Consider the following 16,428-nt stretch of genomic DNA (forward strand, 5'->3'; position numbering starts at 1 on the left):
GCGCGACGCGTCCGCATAGTGGGCGGTCTCCTCTGTGACCTGGGGAGACCGCCCAGACTGTGGGCGTTTTTGCCCTCTCACGCCCTGGACGAACACGCCCATGCCCCACACCCCCGCCAAGGCTCCCCAGGAGTCCGGCGCCGCCCTGTCCCACGGCCTCAAGCAGCGCCATCTGTCGATGATCGCCCTCGGCGGGGTGATCGGCGCCGGCCTGTTCGTCGGCTCCGGCGCGGGGATCGCCGCCGCCGGCCCCTCGATCGTCCTCGCCTACGCGCTCTCCGGTCTCCTCGTGATGCTGGTGATGCGGATGCTCGGCGAGATGTCGGCGGCGTACCCGTCGTCGGGCTCCTTCTCCTCGCACGCCGAGCGGGCGATCGGCCCCTGGGCCGGGTTCACCGCGGGCTGGTCCTTCTGGGTGCTGCTCTGCACGGCCGTGGGCCTGGAGGGCATCGGCGCCGCGAAGATCGTGACCGGCTGGCTCCCGGGGACCCCCGAGTGGGCCTGGGTGGCCCTGTTCATGCTGGTCTTCTGCGGCACCAACCTGGCCGCGGTGAAGAACTTCGGCGAGTTCGAGTTCTGGTTCGCGGCCCTGAAGGTCGGCGCGATCGCACTGTTCCTGGTCCTGGGCGTGCTGGCCGTCGCCGGTGTCCTGCCCGGCACGGACTCGCCGGGCACCGCGCACCTCACCGACCTCTTCCCGGGCGGCGGCGAGGGCCTGGTCGTCGGCCTGCTCGCCTCGGTCTTCGCGTACGGCGGCCTGGAGACGGTCACCATCGCGGCGGCGGAGTCCGAGGACCCGGTGCGCGGGGTGGCGAGCGCGGTCCGCACGGCGATGTGGCGCATCGCGCTGTTCTACGTCGGCTCGATGGCGGTCATCGTCACCCTGGTCCCCTGGGACTCCGCGGAGATCGCCGAGAAGGGTCCGTACGTCGCCGCCCTGGACGCGCTCGGCATCCCGGGCGCGGGTCAGCTGATGAACGTGATCGTCCTGATCGCCCTGCTCTCCGCGATGAACGCCAACGTCTACGGTGCCTCGCGCATCACGTACTCGCTGGTGGAGCGGGGTCTCGGCCCGAAGGCGCTGGGCCGGGTCTCCTCCGGTGTCCCGCGCGTCGCCGTCCTCGCCTCCAGCGTCTTCGGCTTCCTCTGCGTGGTCCTCAGCTACTGGCGCCCCGACGACGTCTTCTCCTGGCTCCTCAACATGATCGGCGCGGTCATCCTCGTCGTCTGGATCATCGTCGCCGTCTCCCAGCTCCGGCTGCGCCGCGCCCTGGAACGCGAGGCCCCGGACCGCCTGACCGTCCGCATGTGGGCCTTCCCCCACCTGACCTGGGTCGCACTCGCGGGCATGGCCACGATCTTCGTCCTGATGGCCCGGGAGCCGGACACCCGGGTGCAGCTGTACGCGACGGGGGCGATGACGCTGGTGCTCGCGAGTGTGGGGTACGCACGACAGAAGCGGCTTCTTGTTGCTAGCGTGTAGTTGCAAGCCTTTTGCAATAAGAGGTCGGAGGGGACCTGCCCATGCCCGTCTACACGTTGCCCGAGCTGCCGTACGACTACTCCGCGCTCGCGCCCGTGATCAGCCCCGAGATCATCGAGCTGCACCACGACAAGCACCACGCGGCCTATGTGAAGGGCGCCAACGACACGCTGGAGCAGCTGGCGGAGGCGCGGGACAAGGAGTCGTGGGGCTCGATCAACGGGCTGGAGAAGAACCTGGGCTTCCACCTGTCCGGGCACATCCTGCACTCGATCTACTGGCACAACATGACCGGCGACGGCGGCGGGGAACCGCTCGCCCAGGACGGCGTGGGTGAGCTCGCGGACGCGATCACCGAGTCCTTCGGGTCGTTCGCCGGGTTCAAGGCGCAGCTCACCAAGGCCGCCGCGACCACCCAGGGCTCCGGCTGGGGCGTACTCGCCTACGAGCCGCTGAGCGGGCTGCTGATCGTCGAGCAGGTCTACGACCACCAGGGCAACGTCGGCCAGGGCTCGACCCCGATCCTGGTCTTCGACGCCTGGGAGCACGCCTTCTACCTCCAGTACAAGAACCAGAAGGTCGACTTCATCGACGCCATGTGGGCCGTCGTCAACTGGCAGGACGTGGCCCGTCGGTACGAGGCCGCCAAGTCCCGTGCGGACGTGCTGCTGCTGGCTCCCTGAGCGGTCCGCGCCACCCCGGCGTCCTGCCTCGTGATCGTCTTCTCACCCTTCACGCGGCAGGCGGAATGACGGAAGCCCCCGCGAGGACGTGACTCGCGGGGGCTTCCGGTGTGCCGTGCGGGCTCAGGCCTTGCGGCCGACACCGCCGTGCTGGCCGATCGGGGCCGGTGACGTGCCGGCGTCCGGGCGCCACAACGGGACGGAGACCACGCCCGGTTCCACCATCTCCAGGCCCTCGAAGAACGCCTCGATCCTGTCGACCGGACGCAGGAAGTACGGCACCGCGCCGGTTTCGTTGTAGGCGTCCTGGGCGTGCTCGTAGTCCGGGTCGGTGCCCCGGGAGCCGTCGTTGACACACAGGTAGCTGCCGGACGGGAGCCCCGCCACCAGGGCGCGGACCAGGTCACGGGCCAGGTCGTAGTCGGAGACATGGCCCAGGATGCCGCTCAGGATCAGCGCCGTGGGCCGGGTCAGGTCGAGGGTGCGGGAGGCCGCCTCCAGGATCTTGTCCGGCTCGTAGAGCGTCAGGTCCTCGTACGCCGTCTCGCCCTCCGGGGTCGAGGTGAGCAGGGCGCGGGCGTGGGCGAGGACCAACGGGTCGTTGTCGACGTAGACGATCCTCGATTCGGGGGCGATGCGCTGGGCGACCTCGTGGGTGTTGTCGACCGTGGGCAGCCCGGTGCCGACGTCCAGGAACTGGCGGACGCCCGCCTCCTCGACCAGGTACCGGATGCTGCGGCCGAGAAACGCCCGGCTGCTGCGGGCGATCGTGACGATGCCGGGGAAGACGGCGGTGTACGCGTCACCCGCTTCCTCGTCGACGGGGTAGTTGTCCTTGCCCCCGAGCCAGTAGTTCCAGATCCGGGCCGAATGCGGCACCGAGGTGTCGATCTCCGTCATGGTCCTATCGTGCTACGACCGGTCCGGCTCGCACGGCACATTGAGGGAGAGAAGTGCGGCTGATCCGTCCTCGGCGAGGCGGAGTTCGCTGATCGCGGCGTTCCGCAACCGCGGGAACACTCTCCGGTACTCCTTCGCCGGGATCTGAAGCAGGGAGCACAGCACCAGACGCAGCAGGGTGTTGTGCGCGACGACCAGGACCCGCTCGCCGGGGTGCGCGGCGGCGATCCGGCGCAGCGCCCTGGTGCCGCGGGCGGCGGCCGCCGTCGGGTCCTCCGCGCCGGGGAAGGGGTACGTCACCGGGTCCGCCAGGAACGCCTCGGCCGCGTCGGGGACTTCGGCCGCGAACTCCGCGAGGGTACGGCCCTCCACCACGCCGAAGTCGCACTCCCTGAGGTCGGGTTCGCGGTGCGGGGTGACGCCGAGGGCGTGCGCGGCCGGGTCGGCGTTGGCGACCGCGCGGGAGAGGGGGGACGTCCAAATCGCGTCGGGGCGGTGGGCGGCGGCCCATCTGCCGAGTGCCTGTGCCTGTTCTCGGCCCTCGTCGGTGAGGCCGATGTCGCTGATGCCCGCGTAGCGGTTCTCGGCGTGCCAGATGGTCTGGCCGTGGCGGGCCAGGAGGAGGGTGGTGCTCATGGCTTGGTCCCGTCGTCGAGTGCGGCGCCGTCGTGGCTGGTCGCGCAGTTCCCCGCGCCCCTGAGTGGGTTCAGGCGGCGGTACGCCTGCGTCGCGACCTGGGCTGGTAGCCAGCCTCGCTCGGTGAGTTCGTCGATGAGGCGGGCGTACGGGTCGGCGAAGAGGGTGGTGCGCTCCGGGTTCGGATGGAGCGTCGTGCGGATGCGGACCATGCGCTCGGCGAGGTCCGGCAAGGGGTCCCCGGTGACGCCGTGGGCCGCCAACGCGGCCATTCCCAGGGCCGGTTCGGGCTGTTCCGGGATTCGGGCGGGGCGGCCGAGGATGTCGGCGCGCAGTTGGTTCCAGTACGGGCTGCGGGCCGCGCCGCCGGTGAAGGTGAGGGGGCCGTCCAAGGGGGCGCCCAGGTAGTGCAGGTAGTCCAGGCACAGGCGTTCCGCGAATCCGACGCCTTGGATGAGCGCTGCCCAGTGGTCGGCCTCGTCGACGGGCGTGCCGAGGAGGAGAGCCGTGGCGTCCGGGGCGCGGAAGGGGAACCGTTCCCCTCGCGAGACCAGCGGGTAGGCGAGCGCGCCGGACGGCTCGAAGGCGGCCGCCCGCTCGTCCATGGCCGCGGGGTCGGCGCCCGCGGGCAGCGCCCCGGCACCCACGCTCGACGCCCCGCCGGGCAGCCAAGTCCCGCCCGGCGCACGGTGGTTGTAGACCACGCCGGTGGGGTCGCGGACCGGCTCGGGGGCGGCCCCCTTGAGCACGAGGGTGGTCCCCAGCACCGAGTTCCAGGAGCCGTGCCGCAGGGCGCCGGCCGCGATCTGGGCCGCGCAGCCGTCGGTCATGCCGGCGATCACGGGGGTCCCGGCGGGGATGCCGGTCGCCTCGGCGGCGGCCGGGCAGACCTCGCCGAGCCGGGTGCCGGGGAGGACCACCTCGGGGAGGTCCAGGGCGATGTCCGGCCAGGCGTCCCGCTGGAGGTCGTAGCCCGTCTTGAGGGCGTGGCTGGAGTCGGTGGGCACCGGCCGGCCGACCAGCCGGGCGGTGACGACGTCGGGCTGGTGGGTGACCCGGCCCCCGCCGTGGACGCCGACGAGCCACAGCGCCTTGGGCAGCGCCCACGTGTCCTGGACCGCGAGCCCCGCCTCCCGCAGCTCCGCCGCCGCACCGGCCGCGCGTCCGTCGTCGTACATGAGCGCGGGGCTCGTCGGCCGTCCCGCCGGGTCCGTCAGCAGGACCGTGCCGGAGGTCCCGCACACCGCGAGGCCGCCGACCCGTACGCCCGTCAGGGTGAAGAGCGCGGACCGGGACGCCGTACGGACCGCCTCCCACCACTCCCCCGGTTCCTGCTCGTGCCGCACCCCGTCACGCCGGCCGGCGAGCGGCGCGGAACCCCGGCCCCGCACGGTTCCGTCGGCCGTGACCGCCAGTACGCGCACACTCTGGGTGCCGAGGTCGATCCCCAGCCACACCGTCTCGTTCTCGTCAGTCATCTCTGTCATCGGGGCCTCCCACCCGCACGGGGTCTATGCGTACCCCGGACCCGCGGCTCAACATCGTGTCAGTGAAGCGACGACTCGGAGGTCGACGATGACCCAGAGGACCGAACCGGTACGTGTCGTGGCGGCCGGTGATCACTTCGTGCTGCCGGGGCTGATCGCCGGGGCCGTCGGGGCCGAGCTGGGCGGGATCGCCGTGGAGACACGGGAGTTGACGCTCGGCTGGCCCCTCGAACCCTTCGGGCCCGTGGCGGAGGTGACGGAGGCGAGCGACGCCGAGGACGAGCTGATCGAGGCGTTGGAGGGCGCCGAGGTGCTCGTCACCCAGATGGGCCCCGTCACCGAGCGGGTGCTGGACGCGGCCGACCGGCTGAAGCTCGTCGTGGTCTGCCGGGGCGGGCCGGTGAACGTGAACCTCGACGCGGCCAAGGCCCACGACGTCCGGGTGTGCTTCGCGCCCGGCCGCAACGCCGCCGCCACCGCCGAGTTCACCGTCGGCATGCTGCTGGCCGCCGTGCGCCGCATCCCGCAGGCCCACGATCTCCTTGCCGCACAGGGCAGTTGGGAGAGCGGCGCCGCCTACTACACGTACGAGCACAGCGGCCTCGAACTGGAGGACCTGCCCGTCGGACTCGTCGGCTACGGCGCCGTCGGCAGCCGGGTCGCCCGGGTGCTGTGCGCGTTCGGGGCGCAGGTCATGGTGTACGACCCCTATGTGCGCGGCGAGATCCACGGACTGCGCGTGAACTCCCTGGACCAGCTCCTGTCCCGCTCCCGGGTGATCACCCTGCACGCCCGCCTGACCGCCGAGACCCGCGGCCTGATCGGCGCCCGCGAGCTGGCCCTGCTGCCGGAGGGCTCGGTCGTGGTGAACGTGGCCCGCGGCCCGCTGGTCGACGAGTCCGCCCTGTGCGACGCCCTGGAGGCCGGCCGGCTGTCTGCCGCCGCCCTCGACACCTACGAGCACGAGCCGCTGCCCCCGGACTCCCGGCTGCGCGCCCTCGCCGACCGGGTCGTCCTCACCCCGCACCTCGGCGGGGCGAGCCGCGCGGTCGCCGAGAAGGCGGCGCGGATCGCGGCGGAGGAGGTGGGCCGCTGGGCACGGGGAGAGCGACTGGCGCACTGCCTGACCTGACCTAGAAGGGACCTCTTGATGTACGTCGGTATCGATGTGGGCACGTCCGTCGTCAAGGCCGCCGCCTTCGACGCCGAGGGCCGTCAACTGGCCGTCGAGTCCCGCCCGGTGGAGCTCTCCCTGCACGGCGGGTTCGTCGAGCAGGACATGGCGGAGGTCTACGGCTCCGTCGTGGACGTCCTCGGCAAGCTGACCGCGCGGGTGGACGGGCCGGTGGAGCTGGCCGGGCTGACCGGGCAGGGCGACGGGGTGTGGCTGGTCGACGCGGCGGGCCGGCCGGTGCGGACCGCGCTCTCCTGGATGGACGGGCGGGCCCACGAACTGCTCGACCAGTGGCTGGCGGACGGCACGTTCGAGACGGTGTTCCGGCGGACCGGCGGCGCGATGTTCCCCGGGTCGCCGGGGCCGTTGCTGGCGTGGCTGGACCGGTACGACCCGAAGTCCCTGGACGCCGCCACGGCCGCCGTGTACTGCAAGGACATGGTCTTCCAGCGGCTGACGGGCGCTGCGCGGGCGACGACCGACGTGTCGGACGCGTCCATGCCCTTCATGGACCCGCGGACCCGGACGTACGACAACCGGGTGGTGGAGCTGCTCGGGCTCACCCGTCGCCGGCGGCTGCTGCCACAGGTCGGCGACCCGATCGCCACGGGCGAGGCCCGGGAAGGGCTGCCGGCCGGGACCCGGATCTCGAACGGGCCGTACGACCTGCCGGCCTGTGCGCTGGGGGCGGGGGTCACCGAGCCGGGGGACGGGCTGCTCATCGTCGGGACGTGTCTGGCCGCGCTGGTCGCCACGACCGAGCTGGATCTGAGCGGTGAGCCCGCCGGGCTGTACATCTCGACCGATCGGCCGGGGCACCGGCTGCGGGCGATGCCGGCGATGGTCGGGACGGCCGCGCTGGACTGGGTGCTGTCGACGACCGGGGTCAGCCATGCCGAGGTGGACGGGCTGCTCTCCGAGACTCCGCCCGGGGCGCACGGGGTGCGGGTGCTGCCGTACTTCGCTCCCTCCGGGGAGCGGGCGCCCTTTGTCGAGCCTCATCTGCGGGCCGAGCTGACGGGGGTCTCGCTGGAGACGACCAAGGCGGATCTGATCCGGGCGACCTGTGAGGGGATCGGGTACGCGGCCCGGCACTGTCTGGAGGCGGCGGGGCTGACGGGCGCGCTCGCGGTGTGCGGCGGGGGGACCCGGAGTTCCGCGTGGATGCAGTTGCTCGCCGATGTGCTGGGGCGGCCGCTGCGGGTGGTGGAGGGGGAAGTGGGGGCTCGGGGGGCCGTGTTGGCTGCGGCCGAGCGATATGGGGTCGCGTTGGATACCACCCTCTGGACAGAGCCGACCGCGATCGTTGAGCCGGATCCGGGGCGTTCCGCGTATTACTCCAAGGGGTACGAGGAGCATTTGGGGCGGTTGGATGTGGCTCGGGGACGGGCCGGTCGTTAGCCGCGGCGCCGTCGTGGCCGGTCGCGCAGTTCCCCGCGCCCCTGGGTGGGGGTGGCACGGTGTTCATGCGGTGCTCGAACTGTGGTGGGACGCTCCAGGAGTTTCGGGCGCTCACCGGCGAGGAGCAGGCGTTCGTCCGGGAGCACAAGCCCAGGCATACCCGCCTGGGCTCGTACTTCCGGTGTGCGCGTGAAGGGTGTCTGCGGTATCAGCGGCTCGGGGATCAGAACGACGGAGGTTCCTTTCCCGAGCCGGAGAAGTGACTACAGGTTGCTGAAGTCCGGGCCCTTGGTGCGGGTGCGCTTGATCTCGTAGAAGCCCGGGACCGAGGCGACCGCCACGGTGCCGTCCCAGAGGCGGGCCGCCTCCTCGCCCTTGGGGGCCGGGGTGACGACCGGGCCGAAGAAGGCGATCTGCTCGCCGTCGGGACCGGGGACCGCGATGACCGGGGTGCCGACGTCCTGGCCGACCTTGTCGATGCCCTCCTTGTGGGAGGCGCGCAGCTGGGCGTCGAACTCGAAGTCCTTCTGGTCGAAGTACTCGATCAGGTCGGCGGGCAGGCCGACGTCCGCCAGGGCGCCCTCGACGGCCTCGCGGGTCGGGCCCTGGCCGTCGTTGTGGATGCGGGTGCCGAGGGCGGTGTACAGCGGGCCGAGGACGTCGGAGCCGTGCTTCTGCCAGGCCGCGGTGACCACCCGGATCGGCTGCCAGGCCTTGGTCTCCAGGAGCTCGCGGTACTCCTCGGGCAGCTCGTCGATCTTCGGCTCGTTCAGCACGGCCAGGCTCATGATGTGCCAGCGCACCTCGATGTCCCGGACCTTCTCCACCTCCAGGACCCAGCGGGAGGTCATCCAGGCCCAGGGGCACAGCGGGTCGAACCAGAAGTCGACGGGGGTCTTGGCGGCGGCGCTCTCGGACATGGGTCTCCTCAGGAAGCGTGCGATTGCCAGGAGAACATCGCCCGCACCCGCCCCATTCCCGGCTGACCGATGTCAGGGGCACATGGCAGGATCGGACCTGTCCACATGCTGAAACCCATCCGAGGGAGCATCGCCCGTGCCCGGTGAGACTCTGTCCCGTGACGAGGCCCGGGAGCGGGCCGCCCTGCTGTCCGTCGACGGGTACGACGTGTCCCTCGACCTGCGCTCGGCGGTCGGCGACCAGGCCGGGGACGGCCCGCGCACCTTCCGGTCCGTGACCACGATCCGCTTCCGGTGCAGCGAACCGGGGGCGTCGACCTTCGCGGACCTGATCGCCCCGAGCGTCACGGCGGTGTCGCTGAACGGCCGGGACCTCGACCCGGGCGCGGTCTTCGACGGCTCCCGGATCGCCCTGGAGGACCTGGCCGGCGACAACGAACTGGTCGTCGACGCCCAGTGCGCCTACTCCCGCACCGGCGAGGGCATGCACCGCTTCGTCGACCCGGAGGACGGCGAGGTCTACCTCTACACGCAGTACGAGCCGGCCGACTCCCGCCGCGTGTTCGCCAATTTCGAGCAGCCGGACCTCAAGGCGCCCTTCCGTTTCGAGGTGCGGGCGCCGGAGGGCTGGACGGTGTGGAGCAACGGCGTCGGCTCGTACACGGACGGCGTGTGGCGGTTCGCGGAGACGAAGGCGATCTCGACGTACATCACGTGTGTCACGGCGGGGCCGTACCACTACGTGACCGACTCGTACGAGCGCACCTTCGAGGACGGCACCCGGCTGGAGATCCCCCTCGGCGCCCTGTGCCGCAAGGGGCTCGCCCCCTACTTCGACTCCGACGACGTCTTCCTGGTCACCAAGCAGGGCCTGGACTTCTTCCACGACCACTTCGACTACCCGTACCCCTTCGGGAAGTACGACCAGGCGTTCGTGCCGGAGTACAACCTCGGCGCGATGGAGAACCCGGGTCTGGTGACCTTCCGCGAGGAGTTCATCTTCCGGGGCAAGGTGACGCAGGCGTCCTACGAGGGCCGGGCCAACGTCATCCTGCACGAGATGGCGCACATGTGGTTCGGCGACCTGGTCACCATGGTGTGGTGGGACGACCTGTGGCTGAAGGAGTCCTTCGCGGACTTCATGGGCACGTTCGCCAACGTCGGCGCGACCCGCTTCAAGGACGCCTGGATCACCTTCGCCAACCGCCGCAAGGCCTGGGCGTACCGCGCCGACCAGCTGCCCTCCACACACCCGATCACCGCCGACATCCGCGACCTCCAGGACGCCAAGCTCAACTTCGACGGCATCACGTACGCGAAGGGCGCCTCCGTGCTGAAGCAGCTCGTGGCGTACGTCGGCCAGGACGCGTTCCTGGAGGGCGCCCGGCGCTACTTCAAGCGGCACGCGTACGGCAACACCCGGCTCGGCGATCTGCTGTCGGTCCTGGAGGAGACCAGCGGGCGGGACATGGGCGCCTGGTCGCGGTCCTGGCTCCAGACGGCCGGGGTCAACTCCCTCACCCCGCAGGTGCTGTTGAGCGCCGAGGGGCGGGTCGACGAGCTGGCGGTCGTGCAGGAGGCGGCCGAGTCGCACCCGGAGCTGCGGCCGCACCGGATCGCGGTCGGCCTGTACCGCCGTACGCCCGAAGGCGCCCTGGAGCGGTACGCCCGCGCCGAGGTCGACGTGGACGGGCCGCGGACCCTCGTGGCGGAGCTGGCGGGTGCCGAGGCGCCGGCGCTGGTGCTGGTCAACGACGACGACCTGACGTACTGCAAGATCCGCTTCGACGCGGGCTCCCTGGAGACCCTGAAGTCGGGCCTCGGCGACCTCTCGGACCCGCTCGCCCGGGCGCTGTGCTGGTCGGCGCTGTGGAACATGACGCGGGACGCGCTGCTGCCGGCGCGGGACTTCGTGGACCTGGTGCTGAGGTTCGCGGGGCGCGAGTCGGACATCGGGGTGCTCCAGATGCTCCAGGCGTGGGCGAACTCCTCGCTGGTCAACTACGTGGCACCGCAGTGGCGTCCGACCGGCGGGCGGCTGCTGGCCGAGGGCGCGCTGCGGGAGCTGCGGGCCGCCGAGGCGGGCAGTGAGCACCAGCTGGCGTGGGCGCGGTTCTTCGCGTCGGTGTCCTCGGGGCCCGGGGAGCTGGCGCTGCTGCGGGGGCTGTGGGAGGGCACCGAGAAGATCGACGGTCTGGAGGTCGACCAGGAGCTGCGCTGGGCGTTCCTGGAGCCGCTGGCGGCGCACGGCGCGGTGGACGAGGCCGTGCTCGCCGCCGAGCTGGCCCGGGACGACACGGCGTCCGGCAAGCGGCACCAGGTCCGGTGTCTGGCCGCGCGGCCCTCGGAGGCGGTGAAGGCGCAGGCGTGGGCGCAGGTCGTGGAGTCGGACGCGCTGTCCAACGCGCTGGCCGAGGCCACGATCGCGGGGTTCAACCGGCCGTCCCAGCGGGAGCTGCTGGCGCCGTACACCGAGCGGTACTTCGCGGCGCTCGGGCGGGTGTGGCAGGACCGGTCGATCCAGATCGCGATGAACATCGTGTCGGGGCTGTTCCCCGCGCTCCAGGACTCGCGGGCCACGCTGGACGCGGCCGACGCGTGGCTCGCGGCGCACGAGGACGCGGCGCCCGCGCTGCGGCGGCTGGTGCTGGAGGGACGGGACGATCTGGCGCGGGCGCTGCGCGCCCAGGGAGCTTTGGCCAACGACTGAGCCCACGGTCACCGTTACGGAATCCGTTCTTTCACACCCGTAACCCCTGGGACGACCCGTTCGGACCAGGGGTTTTCGGTGGCCTATCGGCACCCGAACACCCGTCCTTTAGTGCCACCTTGTCCGCATTTGTCGACGGGCGTGTAACAGCGGTTAGAAGGCCGGCCGGCCGCGGGAATCTCGGCTGCATGAACCACAACACCCCGGTCCCCCCGCTCTCCCCCCGCCCCCTGCGTCACCTCGCCGAGGTGCACCGCCGTGTCGTGACGGCCGACCGGCTGCGCGCGCAGGGCGTCTCGGCCGCCGACGCGAACGAGCAGTGCCGGCCCGGCGGCCCCTGGCAGCAGATCCTCCCGGGCGTCTTCCTGCTCCACCCGGGCCCGCCGACCAGCGAGGAGCGGCTGCACGCGGTGCTGATGTACGCGGCACGGGAGCGCGGCACCGGGGTGCCCGCCCAGCCGGGCGCGGAGGAGCCGCACCGGCCGGTCTACACGGAGGCGATGATCACGGGGCTGGCCGCGCTGACCCTGCACGGCTTCAGCGCGACCCCGCCGCTGCTCTCCCTGGACCGCATCGACGTCCTGGTGCCGAGGCTGCGCCGGCTGCGCTCGACGGGCGGTGCGCGGATCGTCCGCACGTCGTCGCTCCCGGCCGCCGAGCAGGTCACCGGAGTCCCGGTCGCCCCGGTCCCGCGCGCCCTCGCCGACGCGGTCGCCGAGCTGACGGACGCGGGCGCGGTGCGCCGGCTGCTGACGGAGGCGGTGCGCGGCGGCCACTGCGAACCGGCCGCCGTGGTCCGGGAGCTGAACAACGCCAAGCTGCTGAGCCGCCCGCACGTGGTGGACGCGGTGGACTCCCTGCTCGCCGAGGGCCGGGCCATCGCGGAGGACCGCCTGTACCGCATGGTCCAGGAGCACGGCCTCCCCGACCCGGTGTGGAACGTCGACCTCAGGCTCCCGGGCGGGCCCCACCTGGGCGGCCTGGACGCCTACTGGCCCGAGCAGGCGGTCGCGGTGGAGCTGGACACCCGGGCGCCCCGCCAGGAAGAGGACGCGCTCTGGTCCGAGTACGCCCGCAAGCGCGAGCACCTGGAGCGGCTCGGCATCACGGTCGTCCACATCACCCCGCGCAAGCTCCGGGACTCGATGGAGCAGCAGGCCGCGGTGGTCCGTACGGCGCTCATGGCCTCCGGCGACCGAGATCCCGCCGCCTATGTCGTGGTGCTGCCCCGGTAGTGACGGACCGGGGCGGGGCCAGGGGGGAAGAGAAGGGGCCGCCGGGCCGGAGGGGGGTCCGGCGGCTCCTTCTCGTCCGGGTGTTAGACGTCGAACTCCGGGATCAGCCCGCCCACCAGGCGGATGCTGTTCAGCACGCTTTCGTGCGGAAGCGCTCCCACCTGCTGGAAGCACATCAGGCGGTCGACACCGAGGTCGGCGTAGGCGCGGAGCTTCTTGCGGCAGGTTTCGGGGCTGCCGACGATCAGGGAGTCCTGTGCGGAGAGGGCCTCGTAGACCTCGTCGTCGGGGACGGTCTCGCCCTGGAGGATGCGGCCGATGACCAGGGTGGCCGGGCTGGGACCGGCTCCCGAGGCCGCTTCCGCGCGGAGGAACTCGCCGGCCAGGCCGCCGCCCGACGGGTCGTCGCGGAGGGCCTGTTCGCGGGCCATCGTCTCCATGAAGGCGTCCGCCGCCTCGAAGAAGGTCAGGGCCCGGGCCGTGTACCAGGCGGCCGCCGCCGCGGCGCCGCCCCGCATCGCCTCCTCGTCGGTCTCCGCGCAGTGCACGAAGGTGAAGAAGGCGACCTGGTCGTTCACGAACGAGCCGACCGGGGACGCGCACTCCGCCGCCGCGGCCCGGTACAGCTTCACCAGGCGCTCCACCCGCTCCAGCGGCTCCCACAGGGTCATGCCGAGGACGCCCACGCCTCGGCGGCCGGCCTCCTCGAAGGACGCCGGGCTGGAGGCCGCCTGCCAGAGCGGGGGGTGCGGGTGCTGGTACGGAGAGGGGATCACCCGCACTCCGCCGCTCGCCGTGGTGTCGCCCGTCCACATCTTCGGTACGGCCTCGAAGGCGTCCTGGGTGCGGTCCCGCACCACGTCCGGGTCGACGCCGAACAGCCGCCACTCGGGCGGGACCGAGCGGGTCAGGCCTATCTCGGCCCGGCCGCCGCTCAACTGGTCCAGCATCGCCGCGCGTTCGGCGATCCGGATGGAGTGGTTGATCTCGCGCGGGGCGAGAACGGCCGCGTGGCCGAGGCGGATCCGGGACGTGCGCTGGGAGAGGGCGGCCAGGAACAGCTCCGGCGCCGAGGAGAGGCTGAACTCCTCGGCCCCGTGGTGCTCGACCTGCCACCAGCAGCCGTAGCCCGACGCGTCGGCGAGCTCCGCCTGCTCCAGCGCCTGGGCGATACGGACGTGTTCGTGGTCGTCGGCCCAGGGACGGGGGTCCTGGATCTCGTTGAAGATGTCGATCTTCACCGGCATGTGCTCCTAGTACAGGTCCGGCAGTGCCGGACGGGTCGTGCTCGCGGCGGCCCGGTCCAGCAGGGCCGCGTACGACGCGATCATTCGTGTACGGCTGAAACGTTCACGGCTCGCCGTAAGTGCCGGGGCGAGGTCGGCACGCGCGGCCACGGCCTCGGACCAGGCCGTGGCGACGGCCTCCGGGTCGGGCGCGGTGACCAGTCCGTGGCCTGCCACGATCGCCGCGCTGTCGCCCACGTCGGTGGCCACCGGGACCGCGCCGCACATCATGCCCTCGATCAGGCACAGCGGGGCCGCCTCGCCCCACGCGGAGGTGAGGGCGACGACGTCGGAGGCGGCGTAGACCGTCTCCATGTCACGGCGGACGCCCAGGAGGCGCAGTCCCCGGTCCGCCAGGGCCGGTGCGCCGTGGAACGCCGTCGCGATGTCCGCGGTGAGGCCGGGGTTCGCCGCCGTCATGCCCGCCCCGCACATCAGTACCTGGCCGTCGGGGACCCGGGCGAGCCAGGCGCGGGCGGCGGCGAGCAGCAGGGGGACGTTCTTCATGCCGTCGTAGCGGGCGGCGAAGACGACCACGGGGGCCGCGGGGTCGATGCCCAGCTCCGAGCGGAGCGCGAGGCGGCGGGCCGCGTCGGGGCGGAAGCGGAAGAGGTCGACGCCGTTGGGGACGACGTGCAGCAGGTCGGCCGGGACGCCGGCCGCCTGGTACGCGGCTCGCGTCGACTCGGCGCAGCAGACGCAGGCCACGACCGTGCCGTCGGCGATGGCGGCCTTCAGTTCGTCCAGGGCGCCGCCCTGGTTCTCCGGGTCGGAGCGGTGCAGACAGACCACGACCGGGCGGCGCGGCAGCCCCGCCTGGTTGAGCAGCGCGAGCGGCTGCTCCTTCAGGGCGAGGATGACGTCCGCACCGGCCGTCGCCCGGGCTGTTTCGGCCAGCTCAGGGCCGCTGAAGTCGGCCGAAACGCCGGTGGCGCCGAAGGTGCGGCCGAGGGAGGTGACGCCCACCCCGGCCGCGGTCAGCGCCCGGTAGCAGGCGTCGTCCGTCATCCGCTGCCGGGTCGCCTCCCGGTGGACCTCGCCGTACAGGCTCAGCACCTGGTGGTGCTGTCCGCCCTCCCGCAGGCCCAGAACGATGTCGCTGTGCACGATCCGGGCCCCACCGGAGAAGAAACCCTCGTAGACCGACAGCACTCGCAGTTCGTGTCCCGTACGCACACGACCACCCGCCTTGCACAAAAATCGAGCCATCCCCGTGAAGTGCGGGTTAGCCGATATGAGGCGGTACGGACATTACGTCGGCATGAACTGCGCACTTCGTGTCCGGGTCGGCGCGACTACCCGCCGCAGAACTCCGCCTCGACCACCGCGTCGGTGTCCCCGGACCAGTCGCCGTTGAAGTTGAAGGCGACGGAGTGCTTGCCGTCGGCGGTGGTCACGGCCACGGAGTTGGAGCCGTGGATGCCCCCGTCGTGGCCCCAGACGTGGACCCCGCAGCTGAGCTCGCGGTCGATGAGCCCGAGGCCGTAGCCGGCGTTCGGGATGCCCTCGACGGTCACCGTGGTCTTCATCTCCTTGAGCTGCTTCGGCGGGAGCAGCTTCCCCTTCAGCAGGGCGGAGTAGAAGCGGTCGAGGTCGGCCGAGTCGGAGATCATCTCGCCCGCCGAGGAAGCCAGCGAGGGGTTCAGTTTCGTGACGTCGTACGTCGGTCCCGTGGCCGTCTCCGCGAGCTTGGAGTAGGCCCGGCTGCTGGGCTGCGGGACGGTGACACGGGTGCCCGGGACCGAGGTGGCGGTCAGGTGCAGGGGCCCGATGATCCGGCGGCGGATCTGCTCGGCGTACGACTGCCCGGTGGCCTTCTGGATCACCATGCCGGCCAACACGTAGTTGGTGTTGGAGTAGTTCCAGGAGGTGCCCGGCGCGAAGTCCGGCTTGTGGGCCATGGCGATCGCGACGAGCTGCTCGGGGCTCTTTGTGTCGTAACGGTGCTCGAAGAAGCCGTCCTTGAGGAAGTAGGTGCGCGCGAACGTCTCGTCGGACGTGTAGTTGAAGATGCCGCTCGTGTGGTTGAGGAGCTGACGGAGCGTGATCCTGCCGCCGTCGTGGCCGTTGCCGTGCACCACGCCCGGCAGCCACTTCTCGACCTTGTCGTCGAGCGACAGCCGTCCCTCCGCCTCCAGTTGGAGCAGCACGGTGGAGACGAAGGTCTTGGTGATGGAGCCGACGCGGTAGCGGTCGTCCGCCGAACGCGGGGCGCCCGTGCGGAGGTTGCCCGTCCCGACGGTGGTCGACCAGGTGCTCCGGCCGTCCTTCGCCGTCAGCGTCACCCCGGGCACCCCGTCCCGCACGGCGGCCCGGACGGCCTGCCGGGTCGCCCCGTGGCCGTCGCCCGCGGGTGCCGCCGCCAGCGCCGGGGCGGCGAGCGCCGCCGTGAGCGCCACGGTCGTCGCCGCCACCACAGTCATACGTACGGTCATGTCTTCCCCCTGTCGTGGTCACGCTCGGCGAGCGTGATCGGCGGGAGAGACTCACCCCGGTCGGTGAAGGTTGAAGCG

At 72.0% G+C, this 16,428-nt stretch carries 13 protein-coding genes; 6 read left to right on the forward strand and 7 right to left on the reverse strand.

Features of this window, described 5'->3' with window-relative positions:
- Positions 1-100 precede the first annotated feature (100 nt).
- Both G3I78_RS22355 and G3I78_RS22360 read left to right on the forward strand, forming a co-directional pair.
- Positions 101-1,483 (forward strand): amino acid permease, encoded by a 1,383-nt coding sequence (locus tag G3I78_RS22355; protein WP_164427343.1) that lies wholly within the window; start codon positions 101-103, stop codon positions 1,481-1,483.
- A gap of 41 nt (positions 1,484-1,524) precedes the next feature.
- The gene (locus G3I78_RS22360) at positions 1,525-2,166 is read left to right on the forward strand and encodes a superoxide dismutase (protein ID WP_164427345.1); all 642 of its coding nucleotides are present in this window, start codon (positions 1,525-1,527) and stop codon (positions 2,164-2,166) included.
- Between the two features lie 123 nt (positions 2,167-2,289).
- On the opposite strand, the gene G3I78_RS22365 is transcribed toward G3I78_RS22360, so the two are convergent.
- Genes G3I78_RS22365 through G3I78_RS22375 form a run of 3 tightly spaced genes read right to left on the reverse strand, consistent with a single transcriptional unit; the run spans position 2,290 to position 5,180 of the window.
- Complete coding sequence (locus G3I78_RS22365; RefSeq protein WP_164427347.1) at positions 2,290-3,066, reverse strand: SAM-dependent methyltransferase; 777 nt, start codon at positions 3,064-3,066, stop codon at positions 2,290-2,292.
- 12 nt (positions 3,067-3,078) lie between these two features.
- The gene (locus tag G3I78_RS22370; RefSeq protein ID WP_164427349.1) at positions 3,079-3,702 is read right to left on the reverse strand and encodes a histidine phosphatase family protein; all 624 of its coding nucleotides are present in this window, start codon (positions 3,700-3,702) and stop codon (positions 3,079-3,081) included.
- A complete protein-coding gene (locus tag G3I78_RS22375; RefSeq protein ID WP_164427845.1) occupies positions 3,699-5,180 on the reverse strand; it encodes an FGGY-family carbohydrate kinase in 1,482 nt (493 codons plus the stop codon). The genes G3I78_RS22370 and G3I78_RS22375 overlap by 4 nt, the downstream gene beginning before the upstream one ends.
- Positions 5,181-5,277: 97 nt before the next feature.
- Between G3I78_RS22375 and G3I78_RS22380 the strand changes: the two genes are divergently transcribed.
- Entirely contained in the window at positions 5,278-6,321 is a 1,044-nt protein-coding gene (locus G3I78_RS22380) for a 2-hydroxyacid dehydrogenase (RefSeq protein WP_164427351.1), read from the forward strand.
- Between the two features lie 18 nt (positions 6,322-6,339).
- Positions 6,340-7,764, forward strand: coding sequence for an FGGY-family carbohydrate kinase (locus tag G3I78_RS22385; protein ID WP_164427353.1), 1,425 nt, complete (start codon positions 6,340-6,342; stop codon positions 7,762-7,764).
- Positions 7,765-8,027: 263 nt separating this feature from the next.
- Here the strand turns inward: G3I78_RS22385 and G3I78_RS22395 are convergent, their stop codons facing one another.
- Complete coding sequence (locus G3I78_RS22395) at positions 8,028-8,684, reverse strand: DsbA family protein (RefSeq protein WP_164427357.1); 657 nt, start codon at positions 8,682-8,684, stop codon at positions 8,028-8,030.
- Positions 8,685-8,820: 136 nt separating this feature from the next.
- Between G3I78_RS22395 and pepN the strand changes: the two genes are divergently transcribed.
- Complete coding sequence (pepN, locus tag G3I78_RS22400) at positions 8,821-11,394, forward strand: aminopeptidase N (protein WP_164427359.1); 2,574 nt, start codon at positions 8,821-8,823, stop codon at positions 11,392-11,394.
- A 188-nt stretch (positions 11,395-11,582) separates the two neighbouring features.
- A complete protein-coding gene (locus tag G3I78_RS22405) occupies positions 11,583-12,629 on the forward strand; it encodes a hypothetical protein (protein WP_164427361.1) in 1,047 nt (348 codons plus the stop codon).
- A gap of 83 nt (positions 12,630-12,712) precedes the next feature.
- Here the strand turns inward: G3I78_RS22405 and G3I78_RS22410 are convergent, their stop codons facing one another.
- The 3 genes from G3I78_RS22410 to G3I78_RS22420 all read right to left on the reverse strand — a co-directional run bounded on the left by G3I78_RS22410 (position 12,713) and on the right by G3I78_RS22420 (position 16,350).
- Positions 12,713-13,876 (reverse strand): LLM class flavin-dependent oxidoreductase, encoded by a 1,164-nt coding sequence (locus G3I78_RS22410; protein WP_203615356.1) that lies wholly within the window; start codon positions 13,874-13,876, stop codon positions 12,713-12,715.
- A gap of 6 nt (positions 13,877-13,882) precedes the next feature.
- Positions 13,883-15,067 (reverse strand): glycosyltransferase, encoded by a 1,185-nt coding sequence (locus G3I78_RS22415; RefSeq protein WP_164427849.1) that lies wholly within the window; start codon positions 15,065-15,067, stop codon positions 13,883-13,885.
- 143 nt (positions 15,068-15,210) lie between these two features.
- A complete protein-coding gene (locus G3I78_RS22420; RefSeq protein ID WP_203615358.1) occupies positions 15,211-16,350 on the reverse strand; it encodes a serine hydrolase domain-containing protein in 1,140 nt (379 codons plus the stop codon).
- Positions 16,351-16,428: the final 78 nt, after the last annotated feature.

The sequence above is a fragment of the Streptomyces sp. SID13726 genome (assembly GCF_010548375.1).
GTDB lineage: Bacteria > Actinomycetota > Actinomycetes > Streptomycetales > Streptomycetaceae > Streptomyces.

What these genes read in the sequence shown, in the direction of transcription:
- G3I78_RS22370 (WP_164427349.1), bottom strand. Translation starts at nt 3,702, where the DNA reads ATGAGCACCACCCTCCTCCTGGCCCGCCACGGCCAGACCATCTGGCAC.
- G3I78_RS22375 (WP_164427845.1), bottom strand. Translation starts at nt 5,180, where the DNA reads ATGACTGACGAGAACGAGACGGTGTGGCTGGGGATCGACCTCGGCACC.
- G3I78_RS22410 (WP_203615356.1), bottom strand. Translation starts at nt 13,876, where the DNA reads ATGCCGGTGAAGATCGACATCTTCAACGAGATCCAGGACCCCCGTCCC.
- G3I78_RS22385 (WP_164427353.1), top strand. Translation starts at nt 6,340, where the DNA reads ATGTACGTCGGTATCGATGTGGGCACGTCCGTCGTCAAGGCCGCCGCC.
- G3I78_RS22380 (WP_164427351.1), top strand. Translation starts at nt 5,278, where the DNA reads ATGACCCAGAGGACCGAACCGGTACGTGTCGTGGCGGCCGGTGATCAC.
- G3I78_RS22395 (WP_164427357.1), bottom strand. Translation starts at nt 8,684, where the DNA reads ATGTCCGAGAGCGCCGCCGCCAAGACCCCCGTCGACTTCTGGTTCGAC.
- G3I78_RS22405 (WP_164427361.1), top strand. Translation starts at nt 11,583, where the DNA reads ATGAACCACAACACCCCGGTCCCCCCGCTCTCCCCCCGCCCCCTGCGT.
- G3I78_RS22420 (WP_203615358.1), bottom strand. Translation starts at nt 16,350, where the DNA reads ATGACCGTACGTATGACTGTGGTGGCGGCGACGACCGTGGCGCTCACG.
- G3I78_RS22355 (WP_164427343.1), top strand. Translation starts at nt 101, where the DNA reads ATGCCCCACACCCCCGCCAAGGCTCCCCAGGAGTCCGGCGCCGCCCTG.
- G3I78_RS22360 (WP_164427345.1), top strand. Translation starts at nt 1,525, where the DNA reads ATGCCCGTCTACACGTTGCCCGAGCTGCCGTACGACTACTCCGCGCTC.
- G3I78_RS22365 (WP_164427347.1), bottom strand. Translation starts at nt 3,066, where the DNA reads ATGACGGAGATCGACACCTCGGTGCCGCATTCGGCCCGGATCTGGAAC.